Source organism: Streptomyces sp. NPDC002138 (assembly GCF_040296485.1).
Classification (GTDB): domain Bacteria; phylum Actinomycetota; class Actinomycetes; order Streptomycetales; family Streptomycetaceae; genus Streptomyces.
In genome coordinates this window covers 64035-80335 of sequence record NZ_JBEOXE010000023.1, presented here as the reverse complement: position 1 = coordinate 80335, position 16301 = coordinate 64035, and the positions used below count along the sequence as shown (strand labels likewise).

The 16301-nt window shown below is 72.7% G+C and carries 16 protein-coding genes; 11 read left to right on the top strand and 5 right to left on the bottom strand.

What is annotated here, in order from left to right; all coding sequences use genetic code 11:
• The first annotated feature begins 70 nt into the window (after window positions 1-70).
• Window positions 71-886 carry a potassium channel family protein gene (locus ABT084_RS17375; protein ID WP_351044144.1) on the top strand — a complete coding sequence of 272 codons (816 nt, stop codon included), beginning with the start codon at window positions 71-73 and terminating at the stop codon, window positions 884-886.
• Here ABT084_RS17375 and ABT084_RS17370 read toward each other — a convergent pair.
• Together ABT084_RS17370 and ABT084_RS17365 are read right to left on the bottom strand one after the other, a co-directional pair.
• Window positions 867-1247, bottom strand: coding sequence for a peptidase inhibitor family I36 protein (locus tag ABT084_RS17370; protein ID WP_351044141.1), 381 nt, complete (start codon window positions 1245-1247; stop codon window positions 867-869). The two genes, ABT084_RS17375 and ABT084_RS17370, sit on opposite strands and share 20 nt — an antisense overlap.
• Window positions 1248-1496: 249 nt before the next feature.
• Window positions 1497-2984 (bottom strand): MFS transporter, encoded by a 1488-nt coding sequence (locus ABT084_RS17365; RefSeq protein WP_351044239.1) that lies wholly within the window; start codon window positions 2982-2984, stop codon window positions 1497-1499.
• Between the two features lie 255 nt (window positions 2985-3239).
• Between ABT084_RS17365 and ABT084_RS17360 the strand changes: the two genes are divergently transcribed.
• The 3 genes from ABT084_RS17360 (at window position 3240) to ABT084_RS17350 (ending at window position 6348) form a co-directional block, all read left to right on the top strand.
• Window positions 3240-3980: a TetR family transcriptional regulator gene (locus ABT084_RS17360; protein WP_351044139.1), complete on the top strand. Its 741-nt coding sequence runs from the start codon at window positions 3240-3242 to the stop codon at window positions 3978-3980.
• A gap of 296 nt (window positions 3981-4276) precedes the next feature.
• The gene (locus ABT084_RS17355) at window positions 4277-5425 is read left to right on the top strand and encodes an alpha/beta hydrolase (RefSeq protein ID WP_351044237.1); all 1149 of its coding nucleotides are present in this window, start codon (window positions 4277-4279) and stop codon (window positions 5423-5425) included.
• Window positions 5426-5490: 65 nt separating this feature from the next.
• Complete coding sequence (locus ABT084_RS17350) at window positions 5491-6348, top strand: DUF4429 domain-containing protein (protein WP_502968956.1); 858 nt, start codon at window positions 5491-5493, stop codon at window positions 6346-6348.
• Between the two features lie 538 nt (window positions 6349-6886).
• Here the strand turns inward: ABT084_RS17350 and ABT084_RS17345 are convergent.
• Entirely contained in the window at window positions 6887-7942 is a 1056-nt protein-coding gene (locus tag ABT084_RS17345) for an aldo/keto reductase (protein ID WP_351044133.1), read from the bottom strand.
• A complete protein-coding gene (locus tag ABT084_RS17340) occupies window positions 7939-8346 on the bottom strand; it encodes a MerR family transcriptional regulator (RefSeq protein WP_351044130.1) in 408 nt (135 codons plus the stop codon). The genes ABT084_RS17345 and ABT084_RS17340 overlap by 4 nt, the downstream gene beginning before the upstream one ends.
• Window positions 8347-8416: 70 nt before the next feature.
• Here ABT084_RS17340 and ABT084_RS17335 point away from each other — a divergent pair, with 70 nt between their 5' ends.
• Both ABT084_RS17335 and ABT084_RS17330 read left to right on the top strand, forming a co-directional pair.
• The gene (locus tag ABT084_RS17335) at window positions 8417-9238 is read left to right on the top strand and encodes a serine hydrolase domain-containing protein (protein WP_351044234.1); all 822 of its coding nucleotides are present in this window, start codon (window positions 8417-8419) and stop codon (window positions 9236-9238) included.
• Between the two features lie 149 nt (window positions 9239-9387).
• Window positions 9388-10518, top strand: coding sequence for a peptidoglycan recognition protein family protein (locus ABT084_RS17330; RefSeq protein ID WP_351044127.1), 1131 nt, complete (start codon window positions 9388-9390; stop codon window positions 10516-10518).
• Between the two features lie 33 nt (window positions 10519-10551).
• Here the strand turns inward: ABT084_RS17330 and ABT084_RS17325 are convergent, their stop codons facing one another.
• On the bottom strand, window positions 10552-11256 hold the full coding sequence (locus ABT084_RS17325) for a pirin family protein (protein WP_351044126.1): 705 nt from the start codon (window positions 11254-11256) through the stop codon (window positions 10552-10554).
• A 95-nt stretch (window positions 11257-11351) separates the two neighbouring features.
• On the opposite strand from ABT084_RS17325, the gene ABT084_RS17320 reads away from it, so the two are divergent.
• The 5 genes from ABT084_RS17320 (at window position 11352) to fabF (ending at window position 16264) form a co-directional block, all read left to right on the top strand.
• Window positions 11352-12578: a PucR family transcriptional regulator gene (locus ABT084_RS17320; RefSeq protein ID WP_467958306.1), complete on the top strand. Its 1227-nt coding sequence runs from the start codon at window positions 11352-11354 to the stop codon at window positions 12576-12578.
• 89 nt (window positions 12579-12667) lie between these two features.
• Window positions 12668-13585, top strand: coding sequence for an ACP S-malonyltransferase (locus ABT084_RS17315; RefSeq protein ID WP_351044123.1), 918 nt, complete (start codon window positions 12668-12670; stop codon window positions 13583-13585).
• A 19-nt stretch (window positions 13586-13604) separates the two neighbouring features.
• Window positions 13605-14609 carry a ketoacyl-ACP synthase III gene (locus ABT084_RS17310; protein ID WP_351044120.1) on the top strand — a complete coding sequence of 335 codons (1005 nt, stop codon included), beginning with the start codon at window positions 13605-13607 and terminating at the stop codon, window positions 14607-14609.
• 61 nt (window positions 14610-14670) lie between these two features.
• On the top strand, window positions 14671-14919 hold the full coding sequence (locus ABT084_RS17305; protein WP_150519766.1) for an acyl carrier protein: 249 nt from the start codon (window positions 14671-14673) through the stop codon (window positions 14917-14919).
• A gap of 79 nt (window positions 14920-14998) precedes the next feature.
• The gene (gene fabF / locus ABT084_RS17300; protein ID WP_351044117.1) at window positions 14999-16264 is read left to right on the top strand and encodes a beta-ketoacyl-ACP synthase II; all 1266 of its coding nucleotides are present in this window, start codon (window positions 14999-15001) and stop codon (window positions 16262-16264) included.
• Window positions 16265-16301 lie beyond the last annotated feature (37 nt).

Below are 16301 nucleotides of genomic sequence, written 5' to 3'. Positions count from 1 at the left end.
TCCGTTTTCCGCGGGGGCGCCGGGAACCTGGGTTCCCGGCGCCCCCGCGTCGTTCCCTACGATGCCCCGCATGAAAGATCAGTCCGCGCAGCTCCGCTGGGAGCGGCACACCCAGCTCCCCCTGCTCCTGTGCGCGGTGGCCTTCGGCGTCGCGTACGCCGTCCCGATCATCGCCCCGGACGCGGACCGCTCGGTGCACGAGGCGTGCCTGCTGACGGAGTGGGTGGTGTGGAGCGTGTTCGCGGGGGACTACGCGGTGCGGCTGGGGCTGGCGGCGGACCGGCGGGTGTTCGTGCGGACGCACTGGCTGGACCTGGCGGCGGTGCTGCTGCCGATGATCCAGCCGCTGCGGCTGCTGCGGCTGGTGTCCACCCTGCTGCTGGTGGGGCGGCGGGCCCGGATGGCTCCGCAGGTCCGGCTGACCACGTACGTCGCGGGGGCGGTCGTGGGGCTGCTGATGTTCGGTTCGCTGGCCGTGCTGAGCGTGGAGCGCGACGCTCCGAAGGGGAACATCAAGAACCTCGGGGACGCGGTGTGGTGGTCGTTCACCACGATGACCACCGTCGGGTACGGCGACCACTCCCCCACCACCGGCCTGGGGCGCCTGGTCGCGGTGGGACTGATGCTGTCCGGGATCGCGCTGCTGGGTGTGGTGACCGCGAACATCGCGGCCTGGTTCATCTCCCGGTTCGAGCGCGACGACCACGCGGACCGGATGCAGGCCGCCGCGCTGACCGAACTGGCCGAGGAGGTACGGGCCCTGCGCGCCGAGGTCGCCCGGCTGGGCCGGGCGGCCCCGGGCGCGGGGGCCGACGTACCGGCTCCGCATCCGGAGGCCGGGGCGACGGCCGCGGCTCCGGCTCCGGCTATCGCTCCCACACCTTGAACGCCCTCACCTGGTAGGGGGACTGGGGCAGCCAGGTCCCGTCACCGGGGTAGGTCTGGAATTCGCCCGTCTCGGCGCATTCGGCCGACTGGTAGGTGGTCACCGGTCGTCCGGTGCGGTTGGCGAGGGCCTGGGCGCTCTTGCCCGGGGGCAGCGAGACGCAGTCGTTGGTCGTCAGGTCGGTCAGTTCGTGGATCTGCTTCGTGCCCTTGAAGTCCGGCTTCGCCCAGAAGCAGAGCTGTCCGGTGGCGCAGGCCCCGAGCGGCGGCGGCCCCGCGGCGTGGGCGGCGGAGGCCGCGCCGGGGAGCAGGGTGGTGGCGGCCAGGAACACGGCGGCGAGGGCGGTGGAACTCGTACGCATGACGGGTCAACTCCTTGTGGTCACAACGCACTCGTACGGGTGGCCCGGTGGGCCGGCGGTCCGCTGCGAGTGCCGGTGACACCACGCTGACCTGCGACGACGGTCGGGCGGAAGACCCTGTCGACCGGTCCACCCGGATAGGCGACAGCCCCGCCGGACGGGTCCGGCGGGGCTGTGGGCGCTGCGGAGTTGACGGCTCCGGGGCGACCGGACCGGGCGGGTCCGGCGGGACCGGGCCGACCGGGCGCGTCAGATGTGGGCCGCTCCCGCGCCCGCGGCCGCGTTCTCGCCGCGCCGGGTGAAGCCGGCGACCACGGCGGCGAGCACCGCGACCGCGCCGGCGACGACGAAGGCGGTGTTCATGCCTGACACGAAGGTGTCATGGGCGACCGAGGTGATGGCCTGCGCGAGGTCCTCCCGCGCGCCCTCGGGGACGGGGGCGACGCCCACCGTGACGGCGCTCGTGGCCTGCTCGGCCTGCGCGGGGGTGAGGGGCGGCAGGTGCGCCGCGTTCCAGTTCCCGACGAAGGACGAGGACACCTTGTCGGCCATGACGGCGCCGAGCACGGCGGTGCCGAGGCTGCCGCCGACCTGCATGGCGGCCTGCTGGAGGCCGCCGGCCACGCCGGAGAGCTCGAGCGGCGCGTTGCCCACGATGACCTCGGTGGCGCCGACCATGACGGGCGCCAGGCCCAGGCCCATGAGGGCGAACCAGACGGACATGGTGACGGTGCCGGTGTGCGGGGTGAGCTGGGACATCCCGAAGCAGGCGGCGGCGGTGGCGACCATGCCCGCGACCAGCGGGACGCGCGGGCCGATCCGGGTGATGGCCAGGCCCGCGAGCGGCGAGCCGATGATCATCATGCCGGTGAGCGGCAGCAGGTGCAGACCGCTGTCGACGGGGCTCATGTCGTGCACGTTCTGCAGGTAGAAGGTGACGAAGAAGAGCCCGCCCATGAAGGCGAAGGCCATCAGGACCATGAGGACGGTGCCCGCGGACAGCGGCACCGAGCGGAACATGCCGAGCGGGATCAGCGGCTCGGCGACCCGGGTCTCCCAGAAGGCGAAGAGCGCGAAGCAGAGGACGGATCCGGCGAGGAACAGCAGGGTCTTCTCGTCGCCCCAGCCCCACTCGGACGCCTTGATCAGGGACCAGATCAGCGAGAACATCGCGCCGGACAGCAGCAGGATGCCCAGGACGTCGAAGGACCGGGGGGCGTTCTCGGCGCGGTGGTCGAGCAGGATGAACAGGCCGAAGCCGAGCGCGATCACGCCGACGGGCACGTTGATGAAGAAGACGGACTGCCAGTTGACGTGCTCGACGAGCAGGCCGCCGACGATGGGCCCGGCGGCGGTCGAGGCGCCGATGACCATGCCCCAGATGCCGATGGCCATGTTGAGCTTCTCGGCGGGGAAGGTGGCGCGCAGCAGGCCGAGCGCGGCGGGCATCAGCAGGGCGCCGAAGACGCCCTGCGCGACGCGGAAGCCGATGACCAGCTCGACGCTGGAGGAGAGGCCGATCGCGGCGGACGACGCGGCGAATCCGGCGATGCCTATGAGGAAGGTCTGGCGGTGGCCGAAGCGGTCACCGAGCTTGCCCGCGGTGATCAGGGAGACCGCGAGAGCGAGGAGGTAGCCGTTGGTGATCCACTGCACCTCGGCGAGGGTGGCGCCGAGGTCGGCGGTGATGGCGGGGTTGGCGACCGCGACGATCGTGCCGTCGAGGGTGACCATCATGACGCCGATCGCGACGGCGAAGAGGGTCAGCCATGGATGTCCCCGGAGCCCGGAGGGCCGGCCCGGCGCGGTGTCCGCCTCCGTGTCCCGCACGGGCTCCTGCTTGTCGAGGCTGATCTGACGAGTCATGCCAACAGGCTAGTGACAGCGACTGACACTTCACAAACGGCTTAGCGGGACAGCAACTGTCAGGTCCGTCACAGGTACCCTGACCGCCCACCCCGCCCCCGCTGCCCGAAAGAGGACCCCGCGGTGATGACCGACCAGCGGCCCGGCGCACCGACGGCGCCCCCGCCCACCGCGCCGACGCGACCGGCACCGACACCCGCGGAACCGACACCCGCGGAACCGACGCCCACCGCCGCGCCGGCCGCGCCCGCCGGGCTGCGCGAGCGCAAGAAGCGCCGCACCCGCGACGCGCTGCTGCGCTGCTCCCTCGTGCTCTTCACCACGCAGGGGTACGAGCAGACGACCGTCGACGAGATCACCGAGGCCGTCGAGGTCTCCCAGCGCACCTTCTTCCGGTACTTCGCCAACAAGGAAGAGGTCGCCTTCGCCGTCCAGGACCTGGTGGAGTCCCACTTCGTGGCCGCCCTCGGGGCCCGCCCGGCCGCCGAGGGACCGCTGGTGGCCATGCGGAACGCGGTGCTCAGCGCCTGGGACACCATCGAGGAGGCCATCGGCGAGGTGGTCCCGGTCGAGCTGCACATGCGGGCCTACCAGCTGATCGAGTCCACGCCCGCGCTGCTCGCCGTCCACCTGCGCCGCTCCACGGAGCTGGAGGAGCAGATCGCCCGGCTGATCGCGGCGCGCGAGGGGCTCGACGTGGACACCGACCCGCGGCCGCGGGTGGCGGTGGCCGCGTTCTCCGGGGTGATGCGGGTGACCGGGCGGTTGTGGGGGCGGGGCGAGGACACCAGCGTGGCCGCGATCCGCCGGATGACCGAGGACTACCTCGACCAGATCGGACCGGCGCTGGCCGCCGACTGGCGCTGAGGGCGGCCGAGGGGCGGGGCCGGGCGCACGGGGAGCTAGGGGCGCGAGGGGCGCGAGGGGCGTCGTCGCCCCGGTGGGGCGTCCGTTCCGTACCTATGCGAGACGGTCTGGAAGCCCTCGGTGACGGCCGCGGACGAGGGTCCGTGACCCCCGTCACCCGGCGTGCCGCAGCCGGAAAAGGTCTCCTAGGCTGTCCCTCAGTGAACCTGCCCGGCCTGCATGGCCCTGCCTCCCCCGCCACCTCTCCCAGCCCCGGCGCGCTGCACGCCGTGCTCGCGCTCCTGGTGGTCTTCGTCATGCTCGCGACGACCGGCTGGACGGCCGTGCACCGGCCCGAGGAGAACGTCTCGGCCCGCAGAACGGCCCTCGCCGCCTGGGCCGGAGCCCGGACCGGCGGCCGTCCCGTACCGGCCGCCGACGCCCCCATACGGACCGTCGCGCGCTTCTTCGCCGACCTGGACGGGTCCGAGCGCGACCGGCTCGCCGACAGCTACCCCCTCGTCGTCGGCAACCTCGACGGGGTACCCGCACAGACCCGCTACCGGGCCAACCGGCGCGCCCTCGACCAGGCGGGCCGCACCGAGCGGGCCCGCGCCCAGGACGTGGCGCTGACGCCGGCCGACCGCGACGAGGCGAACCGGCGGCTGCACCGGCTGGAATCCCTGGCCGACCCCGCGCGGCAGATCCTCGTCTTCGACCCCAGCGGCGACGGCCTGGCCGCCGAGGTCTTCGGCGATCTGGACCGGGCGCAGCGCGTCTCGGTGATCGTGCCCGGCGTCGACACCGACCTGCTCACCTTCGAACGCTCCCAGCGCCGCTACAGCGCCCCGGTCGGCATGGCCGAGTCGCTCTACGAGGCCGAGCGGGCGGCGGCTCCCGACAGCCGGACGGCCGTCATCGCCTGGGCCGGGTACGTCACCCCCACCGGGCTCGGTGTGGACGCGGCCACCGGCCGGCTGGCCGCGCAGGGCGCCGTACGACTGGAATCGCTCGCGGCCGCCCTGCCCGGTGACGCCTCGGTGGCGCTGTTCTGCCACAGCTACGGATCGGTCGTGTGCGGGGTCGCCGCCCACGGCCTGCCGCGCCGGGTGACCGACGTGGTGGTCTCGGGCAGCCCCGGCATGCGCGTGCAGAACGCCGCCGCGCTGGGCACCTCGGCCCGGGTCTGGGCGATGCGGGACGAGGGTGACTGGATCGCGGACGTGCCGCACCTGGAACTCGGCGGCGTCGGGCACGGGGCGGATCCGGTGTCCCCGGGCTTCGGCGCACGGCGGCTGTCGGCTGCCGGGGCGAAGAGCCACACCGGCTATTTCGAGCCAGGGACCGGCTCGTTGGCGAACTTCGCGCGAATCGGAACCGGTTCGTACGCTTCCGCGGTATGTGCGAGCGGGGACGACTCCTGCCGACGCGGAATTTACGGTACAGAAGTGGACCGACGCGCGTAGAGGGCCGGAAAACGACCCTCGCAGTCAGGGGACGCACAGGCCCGCCGCCCTTTACGATGAGCCGCATGGGTGACGTACTGGCCGGAAACCATGCCGTCTGGGAGTTCGACTCGGACTCGGTGCTCATCCGCTTCGAACGGGGGATGTCCGCACTGCGCATGCCGCGGCTCTGGCATGCGCTGGGGCAGCGCCGCATTCCCTACGAGGCGGTCTCCGAGGTGAGTGTGACCGTGACCGCGGGGAAGCGGGACGCGGTGGTGCTGCGCGCCGTGCCGCGGCCCGGGGCGGATCCGCTGATGGAAGCCGCCGCGGGGCAGCTGAAGGACATCTGCGACCCGTACCGGCTGGTGCTGCCCGCCGACCGGGCGCCGCTGGCGGCGGCGCTGGCCGACGGGCTGCGCGCCCGGCTCGGGCCGGATCCGGCCGAACCGGCGCCGCGCTTCCTGGTCGAGACGCCGAAGCCGCCGCTGCACCTCAAGGCGTACGACGCCCGGGCGACCCTCGACGAGAGCGGAGTGAGCCTGCGCTGGTCTCGCACCGGCGCCTCCAGCACCAAGTGGAAGGCCGGCGACCGGCATTACCCGCTGGCCTCGCTGACCGGGGTCGAGTGGCATTCCCCCGAGCGGCCCGGCGGCCACCTGCGGCTGCGCTCGCGCGACGACGGCGAGGGGGTCCCGGCTCCGGAGCACGACCCGGCGGCGGTGGTGTTCGCCACGGGGTACGGCGGGGTCCACGAGTCCCTGCCTTTCGCCGCCGCGGTGCTGGCGGCGGTCCGGGGGCGGACCCCGGTGGCGGCGGCCGCCGCGGGGGCGGTGCCGCGGGAGCCGGACCGGATGCGGCACCTCGGGGAGCTGCACGGGGCCGGGCTGCTGACCGATGCCGAGTACGCGGCTCTGCGGGATCGTTTCGCCTCGGATGCGTGAGCCCTGGCGGGGGCGGCGGGGTGGAGCGGGCCTCGGCCGCGCCGAAGGCCCCGCGCGGCTGCTGCGCGGGGCCTTCGCGCCTGCGGCACGGGCTGTCCTCAAACGCCGGACGGGCTGGAAGTGACCCCGGGTCGGGGCGGCCTCGAACGCCGGACCGGCTGGAAGCGACCCCGGGCCGGGGCGGCCTCAAACGCCGGACCGGCTGGAAGCGACCCCGGGTCGGGGGCTGTCCTCAAACGCCGGACGGGCTGGATTTGACCCCGGGTCGGGGGCTGTCCTCAAACGCCGGACGGGCTGGAAGTGACCCCGGGTCGGGGCGGCCTCGAACGCCGGACCGGCTGGAAGTGACCCCAGGTCGCGGCGGCCTCGAACGCCGGACCGGCTGGAAGTGACCCCAGGTCGCGGCGGCCTCGAACGCCGGACCGGCTGGAAGTGACCCCGGGCCGGGGCGGCCTCGAACGCCGGACCGGCTGGAAGTGACCCCGGGTCGGGGCGGCCTCGAACGCCGGACGGGCTGCTTTACGGCGCCCTGGAGGGGTCAGGACTCGCGGGACTTCGAGGTCGAGCTCATGTCCGGGTAGCGGTCGCCCGCTACGTGGGAGGCGATCGGCTCCAGGAGGGCGAGCTCCGCGGGGGTCAGGGTGATCCGGGTCGCCGCCGTGTTCTCCGTCAGGCGGGTGCGCTTGCGGGTGCCCGGGATCGGGACGACCGTCAGGCCGTGGACCGCCGACCGCTGCTGGACCCAGGCCAGCGCGATCTGCGCCGGGGTGGCCCCGTGCGCCGCCGCGATCTCGCGGACCGGTGCCAGCAGTGCGGCGTTGGCCTTCGCGTTGTCCCCGGTGAAGCGCGGCTGGTAGCGGCGGAAGTCGCCCTCCGAGAGCTCCGCGCCCGCGTCCGCGAACGCTCCGGTCAGGAAGCCGCGCCCGAGCGGGGAGTACGGCACGAAGGCCACGCCCAGCTCCGCCGCCGCGCCCACCGCGCTCTGCTCCACGTCCCGGCTGAACAGCGACCACTCCGACTGGAGCGCGGCGATCGGGTGCACCGCGTGCGCCTCGCGCAGCTCGGCGCCCGTGACCTCGCTCAGCCCCAGGTGACGGACCTTGCCCTCGGCCACCAGCTCCGCCATCGCGCCCACCGACTCCGCGAACGGCACCTGCGGGTCACGCCGGTGCATGTAGTACAGGTCGATGACGTCCACGCCGAGCCGCCGCAGGCTGCCCTCGACGGACTGGCGGACGTACGCCGCGTCGTTGCGCACGGCCCGGAACTGCGGGTCGTCCGTCCGCTCGATGCCGAACTTCGTGGCCAGGGTGATCTCGTCCCGGTGCGCGGCGACGAACGGCGCGAGGAACTCCTCGTTGCGCCCGCGCCCGTACACGTCGGCCGTGTCGAAGAGGGTGACCCCGGCCTCCAGGGCCGCGTCCAGGGTGTCGTGGGCCGCCGCCTCGTCCGTGTCGCCGTAGAACTCGCTGATGCCCATGCAGCCGAGCCCCTGTATGCCGACCAGCGGGCCTCCCTTGCCCAGTTCGACCTGTGCGATCTTGCCCGTCGCGTCGTTCGTCGCGTCGTTCGTCGCGTTGTCCGTGTGCGTCATGACTGCGCCTTCCCCTGCTCCGTGTCCGCCGCGTGCGACGGTTCCGCGTAAAAGCCGATCTTGAAATCCAGTACCGCGAGCGCGTCCGTCAGCTCGTCGATCCGCGCCCGCACCTCCCGGCGCGTCCGCTCCAGCAGCTCCCGCCGCTGGTCGAAGGTGTGCTGGCCCTCGCGCACCAGTTCCGCGTAGCGGACCATGTCCGCCACCGACATCCCGGTGGCGCGCAGCTTGCCGACGAAGGCGAGCCAGTCGAGGTCCTTGTCGCTGAACCGGCGCTGCCCGGAGTGCGAGCGGTCCACGTGCGGCATCAGCCCGATCCGCTCGTACCAGCGCAAGGTGTGCTGGGTCAGACCGGTCCGGGCCTCGACCTCGCTGATCGTGTACCGCGTCTCCGTCAGGCTCATGACCACCACGCTAAAACCCTTGAGTGCACTCCAAGCAAGTAGGCTCGGCCGCATGGAGAGCACGGAGATCATGGAGAGCCTGCGGATCATCGACACCTGGCCGGTGCCGACCGCCGCGGCGGCCGTCGTACGCGCCGACGGGACCCTCGCGGGCGCCCACGGGCCGGTCGGCCACCGCTTCGCGCTGGCCTCCGTCACCAAGCCGCTCGCCGCGTACGCCGCGCTCGTCGCGTACGAGGAGGGGGCGATCGAGCTGGACGAGCCGGCCGGGCCCGAGGGGTCCACCGTGCGCCACCTGCTCGCGCACACCAGCGGCCTCGCCTTCGACGAGCACCGCGCGATGGCCCCGGCCGGGGAGCGGCGACTGTACTCCAACGCCGGTTTCGAGGTGCTCGGCGACCACATCACCAAGGCCACCGGCATCCCCTTCGCCGAGTACCTGCACCAGGCGGTGCTGGAGCCGCTCGGCATGAACGCGACCACCCTGGACGGCTCCCCCGCCAAGGACGGCGTCTCGACGGTCTCCGACCTGGCCCGTTTCGCCGCGGAGCTGCAGGCCCCGCGGCTGCTGGACGTCCGTACGGTCGCCGAGGCCACCTCCGTGGTGCACCCGGGCCGCAAGGGCGTGCTGCCCGGTTACGGTCACCAGTCCCCCAACGACTGGGGCCTCGGTCTGGAGATCCGCGACGGGAAGTCCCCGCACTGGACGGGCGCGACCTCCTCCCCGCGCACCTTCGGCCACTTCGGGCAGGCCGGCACCTTCCTGTGGGTGGATCCCGACGCCCGCGCGGCCTGCGTGGCGCTCACCGACCGGCCCTTCGGGCCGTGGGCGGTGCAGGCGTGGCCGCCGTTCACCGACGCGGTCCTCGCCGGGCTGGCCGGGCGCGGCTGAAAGCCCGTTCGATCGCGGTGCCGATCGGGTGACACCACCGGGGCTATGCCCCCATCCGACCCGATTGGCCTGGCGCTCTTCCCGGTTCCCACCCGTTCGCGTCGATAGATTCCGGTTCTCATCCACCGTTGATCATCGGGGAGAACCGGGTGCGCACCCGCAGCATCGTGGTGACGGCCGCCACCGCCGCCCTCACCACCGGCATCGTCGGCCTGCTCGCGGTCCGGGGGGTGCCGGGCGCCGCGCTGCGCACCGAGCCCCTGCGGGCGAACGGCTCCGGCGCCTCGTTCGAGGACGCGGACACGGCCGGCTTCAGCATGCTGGCCGTCTCCTGGGACGAGCCGGACCGGCGCCTCGACGGGGAGATCCGGGTCCGCACCAAGTCGGCCGAGACCGGAGCCTGGTCACCTTGGACCGTGCTGGGCACGGAGCGCGGCGAGGGCGTGCGCGGGGTTTCCGAGCCGTTGTGGGCGGGGCCCTCCGACGGGGTCGAGGTCCGGGTCGCGGGGCACGGCGGGCCGCTGCCCGCCGGGCTGCGGCTGGATCTGGTCGACCCGGGCGCCGACCCGGTGGAGCCGGGCCCCGGCGCGGGGGACGCCGTACCGGCCGCGTACGCGAAGGGGTCCGCGGCCGGCCCCGACGTGGTCTCCCGCGGCGCGTGGGGCGCGCGGGAACAGCCGGGGAACGAGCCGGTGTACGGCAAGGAGGTCAAGGCCGTCTTCGTGCACCACACCGCGCAGACCAACGCCTACGACTGCGCGGACTCGGCGGCGCTGATGCGCGGTCTGCAGACCCTGCACGTGCGCACGAACGGCTGGAAGGACCTCGGTTACAACTTCGTCGTCGACAAGTGCGGCACCGTCTTCGAGGGCCGCCGGGGCGGCGCCGACCGGCCCGTGACCGGGGCCCACACCCTCGGGTTCAACACCGACACCATGGGCGTCGCGGTCATCGGCGAGTACTCCTCCCAGGAGCCCTCCGACGCCGCGATGAGCGCCGTGGCCCGGCTCGCCGCCTGGAAGCTGGGCCGGTACGGGTACGACCCGCGGGGCAGCGTCACGCTGACCTCCGGCCTCGACAACGGCACCTTCCGCACCGGGCAGCAGGCGCGCTTCGAGCGGATCTCCGGCCACCGCGACGCCTTCGCCACCGAGTGCCCGGGCACCGCCCTCTACCGCAGGCTCCCCACGATCCGCTCCCGGGCCGCCGACCCGGCCGGCGATCCGCCGGGCGGTTCGCTCGACGGGCTGGTCGGCTCCCTCACCGGTCACCACGGCTGAGCGGCGGCGGGCCACCACGCCACGCCGCGCCCCCTACGGCAGCTCCCACAGGAGCAGCTCGGCCGGGGATCCGGCGGCGATCTCCAGGCCGCTCACGCCACTGATCCGCACCGAGTCCCCGGGGCCGAGCTCCACGCCCGGTCCGACACCGTCCGCGCCGTCCGCCCCGTCCGCTCCGGCCGCCCCGTCGAGCCGCAGGTCCCCGCGCACCACGTGCAGGTACACCCGCGGCGCGGCCGGTACGGCGACCCGCTCGCCCGCGCCGGGCCTGCGCACCTGGAGCACGGCCCCGGCCCCGGGGATCTTGTAGGGCGCGCCGTCCTCGACGGCCCGCGCGATGTCGTACGAGGGCTGCTGCCCGGCGCCGTCCAGCGGGGCGAGCCACATCTGGACGAAGCGCAGCGGCACGTCGGCGTCGTTGCGCTCGACGTGGCGCACCCCCTCGCCCGCGCTGAGCCGCTGGACGTCCCCGGCCCGCACGACGGTGGCGTGCCCGGTGCTGTCCCGGTGGGTGAGCTCGCCCTCCGTCACCCAGGTGACGATCTCGGTGTGCCGGTGCGCGTGCTCCTCGAAGCCCGCTCCGGGGGCGAGGGACTCCTCGTTGCAGGCCCGGACCGGGCCGAAGCCGAGGTTGTCCGGATCGTAGGCACTCCCGAAGGAGAAGGCGTGCCGGGTGCTGATCCCGGCCGCCTCGTCCCCGCCCTGGTAACGGTCCGTGGCACGGCGTACTTCCATCATGGAGGCCACCGTAGCCCCACGGCCGACCACAGCCCCCGGGCCGGGCCGCCGACCCGGGACTCCGCGGCGGGGTCCGGATAGGGCAGTCTTGTCACGTGCCCCAACCCGAACGTGAGCAGCCCCCCGCGCATCCCACGCATCCCGCCCACCAGGTTCATCCGGCCCATCCGCATGCCGCGACCCTGCGCAGGCTCGAGAAGTCCTCGGGACGTCTCGCCGCCAACGCGATCGCCCGCATGGACGAGACGCTGTCGTGGTACCGGGCGATGCCACCGGAGAACCGCTCCTGGATCGGCCTGGTCGCCCAGGCGGGCATCGCCGCCTTCACCGAGTGGTTCCGGCACCCGGAGACCCCGCAGGCGATCTCCACCGACGTTTTCGGGACGGCTCCGCGCGAGCTCACCCGCGCGATCACCCTGCGCCAGACCGTCGAGATGGTCCGTACGACGATCGAGGTGATGGAATCGGCCATCGAAGAGGTGGCCGCCCCGGGCGACGAGTCGATCCTGCGCGAGGCGCTGCTGGTCTACGCCCGGGAGATCGCGTTCGCGACCGCCCAGGTGTACGCGCAGGCCGCGGAGGCGCGCGGCGCGTGGGACGCCCGGCTGGAGTCCCTCGTCGTCAACGCGGTGCTGTCCGGCGAGGCGGACGAGGGCGCGCTGTCGCGGGCCGCGGCGCTCGGCTGGAGTTCGCCCGACCATGTGTGCGTGGTGCTGGGAACCGCGCCGGAGGGTGACAGCGAGCTGACGGTGGAGGCGATCCGGCGGGCCGCCCGGCACCACAAGCTGCAGGTGCTCACCGGGGTGCTCGGCGACCGGCTCGTCGTGATCGCGGGGGGCAGCGACAACCCGATGCAGGTCGCGAAGTCCCTGATCGGGCCGTTCGCGGCGGGCGCGGTGGTGGCCGGTCCGGTGGTGTCGGACCTGCTGAACGCGACGAAGTCGGCGCAGGCCGCGGCGGCCGGGCTGAAGGCCTGCACGGCGTGGCAGGACGCCCCCCGGCCGGTCCTCGCGGATGATCTCCTACCGGAGCGTGCGATCGCTTCCGACCCCTCCGCTCGCGAGCAGCTGGTGGAGGAGATCTACAGACCGCTCGAAGAGGCCGGTTCCGCTCTGCTGGAGACGCTGAGCGTCTACCTGGAGCAGGCGAGCAGCCTCGAAGGGGCGGCGCGGATGCTCTTCGTGCACCCGAACACGGTGCGGTACCGGCTCCGACGTGTGACCGACGTCACCGGCTGGTCGCCCTCGGATGTCCGCTCCGCGTTCACCCTGCGGATCGCCCTGATCCTGGGGCGTCTGGCCGACGGCGAACAGCCGTCCTAGACTTTTGTCGGACATCAACAATTACCCCGACAGTTCTTCGTCCCTGTCCCCACGGGCGGCGCAGACCGAACTCAAGAGAGAGTGTGAGGGTGCTCGTACTCGTCGCTCCCGGCCAAGGCGCTCAGACGCCCGGCTTCCTGACTTCCTGGCTCGACCTCCCCGGCGTCGCTGACCGCGTCGCCGCATGGTCGGATGCCATCGAGCTCGACCTTGCCCACTACGGCACGAAGGCCGACGCGGATGAGATCCGCGACACCGCCGTGGCCCAGCCGCTGCTGGTGGCGGCGGGCCTGCTGTCCGCCGGCGCGCTGGGCTCCCCGGCCGCGTTCGGCGCGGTCGCCGGTCACAGCGTCGGTGAGATCACCGCCGCCGCGTACGCCGGTGTGCTGTCCGAGGCGGACGCGCTGTCCTTCGTCCGCACCCGCGGGCTGGGCATGGCGGAGGCCGCCGCGGTCACCGAGACCGGCATGGCCGCCGTTCTCGGCGGTGACCCGGACGTGGTCGTCGCCCACCTGACCGCCATGGGCCTGACCCCGGCGAACATCAACGGCGCCGGCCAGATCGTGGCCGCGGGCACCATGGAGCAGATCGACGCTCTGGTGGCCGACAAGCCCGAAGGCACCATGAAGGTCGTCGCCCTCAAGGTCGCGGGCGCCTTCCACACGCACCACATGGCTCCCGCGGTCGTCGCCCTGGAGAAGGCCGCCCAGGCCCTCTCCCCGGCCGACCCGGTGCTGAAGTACGTGTCCAACAAGGACGGGCAGATCGTCACCTCGGGCGCCGACGTCGTCGCCCGCCTGGTCGGTCAGGTCGCCAACCCGGTCCGCTGGGACCTGTGCATGGAGACGTTCGCCGCACAAGGCGTCACCGGGATCATCGAGCTGTGCCCGGGCGGCACCCTGACGGGGCTGGCCAAGCGCGCCCTCAAGGGCGTACCGACCGTGGCACTGAAGACGCCCGACGATCTCGAGAAGGCCGCAGCGCTCATCGCTGAGCACGCGGCCTGAGAGAAGGAGCCCACACAGCATGTCGAAGATCAAACCTGCCAAGGGTTCCCCGTACGCGCGCATCCTCGGCGTCGGCGGCTACCGCCCGACGCGGGTCGTCCCCAACGAGGTGATCCTGGAGACGATCGACTCGTCCGACGAGTGGATCCGCTCCCGCTCCGGCATCGCGACCCGGCACTGGGCCTCGCCGCAGGAGACGGTCGCCGCGATGTCGGTGGAGGCCTCGGGCAAGGCGCTGGCCGACGCCGGGGTCGCCCCCGAGCGGATCGGCGCCGTGATCGTCTCGACGGTCTCGCACTTCAAGCAGACCCCGGCGGTCGCGACGGAGATCGCGCACCGCATCGGCGCGGGCAAGCCCGCCGCGTTCGACATCTCCGCCGGCTGCGCCGGTTTCGGCTACGGCCTGACCCTGGCCAAGAGCCTGGTCGTCGAGGGCTCGGCGGAGTACGTCCTGGTCATCGGTGTCGAGCGGCTGTCCGACCTGACCGACCTGGAGGACCGCGCGACGGCCTTCCTGTTCGGTGACGGAGCGGGCGCCGTGGTCATCGGCCCGTCGGACGAGCCGGCCATCGGCCCCACCGTGTGGGGTTCGGAGGGCGACAAGTCCGACACCATCAAGCAGACCGTGCCGTGGGACGAGTACCTCGGCAAGGACGGCGGAGAGAAGTTTCCGGCCATCACGCAGGAGGGCCAGGCGGTCTTCCGCTGGGCCGTCTTCGAGATGGCCAAGGTGGCCCAGCAGGCGCTCGACGCGGCCGGGATCACCGCGGACGACCTGGACGTCTTCATCCCGCACCAGGCGAACATGCGGATCATCGACTCGATGGTGAAGACTCTGAAGCTGCCGGAACACGTCACGGTCGCCCGTGACATCGAGACCACCGGCAACACCTCGGCCGCCTCGATCCCGCTCGCGATGGAGCGGCTCCTGGCGACCGGGGCGGCGAAGAGCGGCGACACCGCGCTCGTCATCGGCTTCGGGGCGGGACTCGTCTACGCAGCCACGGTCGTTACCCTCCCCTAGGGCCCGGGATCCTTTTCCCGACCTGTACCACCAGAGTCAGCTATCTAAGAAGGAGCGCCACATGGCCGCCACGCAGGAAGAGATCCTCGAGGGTCTCGCGGAGATCGTCAACGAGATCGCCGGCATCCCGCAGGAGGACGTCCAGCTCGACAAGTCCTTCACCGACGACCTGGACGTCGACTCGCTGTCCATGGTCGAGGTCGTCGTCGCCGCCGAAGAGCGCTTCGAGGTGAAGATCCCGGACGAGGACGTCAAGAACCTCAAGACGGTCGGCGACGCCGCCGACTACATCCTGAAGCACCAGGCCTGAGCCTGACGAGCGTTTGTCGCCACCCGGCGGTGGCGCCGTGACAATTCAGCACCCTCTTACACGTGGAGAAAGAATTCCTGTGAGCCCGACCAATCGCACCGTGGTCGTCACCGGTATCGGCGCAACCACTCCGCTGGGTGGCGACAGCGCTTCGACCTGGGAAGGTCTGCTTGCCGGTCGTTCCGGGGTCAAGCCCCTCGAAGGCGAGCGCTTCGCCGAACTCCCGGTCCGCATCGCCGCCACGGCCGCCGTGGACCCGAGTGAGGTCCTGCCCCGTCCGCTCGCCCGCAAGCTGGACCGCTCGGCGCAGTTCGCGCTGATCGCGGGCCGTGAGGCCTGGGCCGACGCGGGGTACACCGGTCCCGCCGGTGAGGACCCCTCGGTCGACCCCGAGCGCCTCGGCACGGTGATCGCCTCCGGTATCGGCGGTGTCACCACCCTGCTCGACCAGTACGACGTACTGAAGGAAAAGGGCGTGCGCCGGGTCTCCCCGCACACCGTCCCCATGCTCATGCCGAACGGCCCGGCGGCCAACGTCGGCCTCGAGGTGAACTCGCAGGCCGGTGTGCACACCCCGGTCAGCGCGTGCGCCTCCGGCGCCGAGGCCATCGGTTACGCCGTCGAGATGATCCGCACCGGCCGCGCCGACGTGGTCATCGCGGGCGGCACGGAGGCGGCGATCCACCCGCTGCCGATCGCCGCTTTCGCCAACATGATGGCGATGTCCAAGAACAACGAGAACCCCACCACCGCCTCCCGCCCGTACGACAAGGCCCGCGACGGCTTCGTCCTCGGCGAGGGCGCGGGCGTGGTGGTCCTCGAGTCCGCCGAGCACGCCGCCAAGCGCGGTGCCCGGGTCTACTGCGAGGTGCTGGGCCAGGGTCTGTCCGCGGACAGCCACCACATCGCGCAGCCCGAGCCCACCGGCCGCGGTGTCGCGGCCGCGCTGCGCAACCTGCTGGACAACACCGGGCTGAACCCGGCCGAGCTGGTCCACCTGAACGCGCACGCCACGTCCACCCCGCAGGGTGACACGGCCGAGCTGAAGGCCCTGCGCAAGGTGCTGGGCGACGACCTCGACCACATCGCGATCTCGGCGACCAAGTCGATGACCGGTCACCTGCTGGGCGGCGCGGGCGGTATCGAGACCGTCGCGACCGTGCTGGCGCTGTACCACCGCATCGCCCCGCCGACGATCAACGTCGACGAGCTGGACGACGACATCACGGCGGACATCGTCCGCGACGAGCCGCGCAAGCTGCCCGTCGACGGCCCGATCTCCGCGATCAACAACTCGTTCGGCTTCGGCGGCCACAACGTGTCGCTGGCCTTCCGCACTGTCTGATCCGCGTACGTACGCAGGAGGGCCCGCCCCGGATGTC

Bases quoted from the DNA above. Each gene is read 5' to 3' on its own strand.
- ABT084_RS17355 (WP_351044237.1), top strand. From the start codon at position 4,277: ATGCTCGCGACGACCGGCTGGACGGCCGTGCACCGGCCCGAGGAGAAC.
- ABT084_RS17310 (WP_351044120.1), top strand. From the start codon at position 13,605: ATGTCGAAGATCAAACCTGCCAAGGGTTCCCCGTACGCGCGCATCCTC.
- ABT084_RS17340 (WP_351044130.1), bottom strand. From the start codon at position 8,346: ATGAGCCTGACGGAGACGCGGTACACGATCAGCGAGGTCGAGGCCCGG.
- ABT084_RS17350 (WP_502968956.1), top strand. From the start codon at position 5,491: ATGGGTGACGTACTGGCCGGAAACCATGCCGTCTGGGAGTTCGACTCG.
- ABT084_RS17335 (WP_351044234.1), top strand. From the start codon at position 8,417: ATGGAGAGCCTGCGGATCATCGACACCTGGCCGGTGCCGACCGCCGCG.
- ABT084_RS17325 (WP_351044126.1), bottom strand. From the start codon at position 11,256: ATGATGGAAGTACGCCGTGCCACGGACCGTTACCAGGGCGGGGACGAG.
- ABT084_RS17345 (WP_351044133.1), bottom strand. From the start codon at position 7,942: ATGACGCACACGGACAACGCGACGAACGACGCGACGAACGACGCGACG.
- ABT084_RS17375 (WP_351044144.1), top strand. From the start codon at position 71: ATGAAAGATCAGTCCGCGCAGCTCCGCTGGGAGCGGCACACCCAGCTC.
- ABT084_RS17365 (WP_351044239.1), bottom strand. From the start codon at position 2,984: ATGATGGTCACCCTCGACGGCACGATCGTCGCGGTCGCCAACCCCGCC.
- ABT084_RS17305 (WP_150519766.1), top strand. From the start codon at position 14,671: ATGGCCGCCACGCAGGAAGAGATCCTCGAGGGTCTCGCGGAGATCGTC.
- ABT084_RS17370 (WP_351044141.1), bottom strand. From the start codon at position 1,247: ATGCGTACGAGTTCCACCGCCCTCGCCGCCGTGTTCCTGGCCGCCACC.
- ABT084_RS17360 (WP_351044139.1), top strand. From the start codon at position 3,240: ATGACCGACCAGCGGCCCGGCGCACCGACGGCGCCCCCGCCCACCGCG.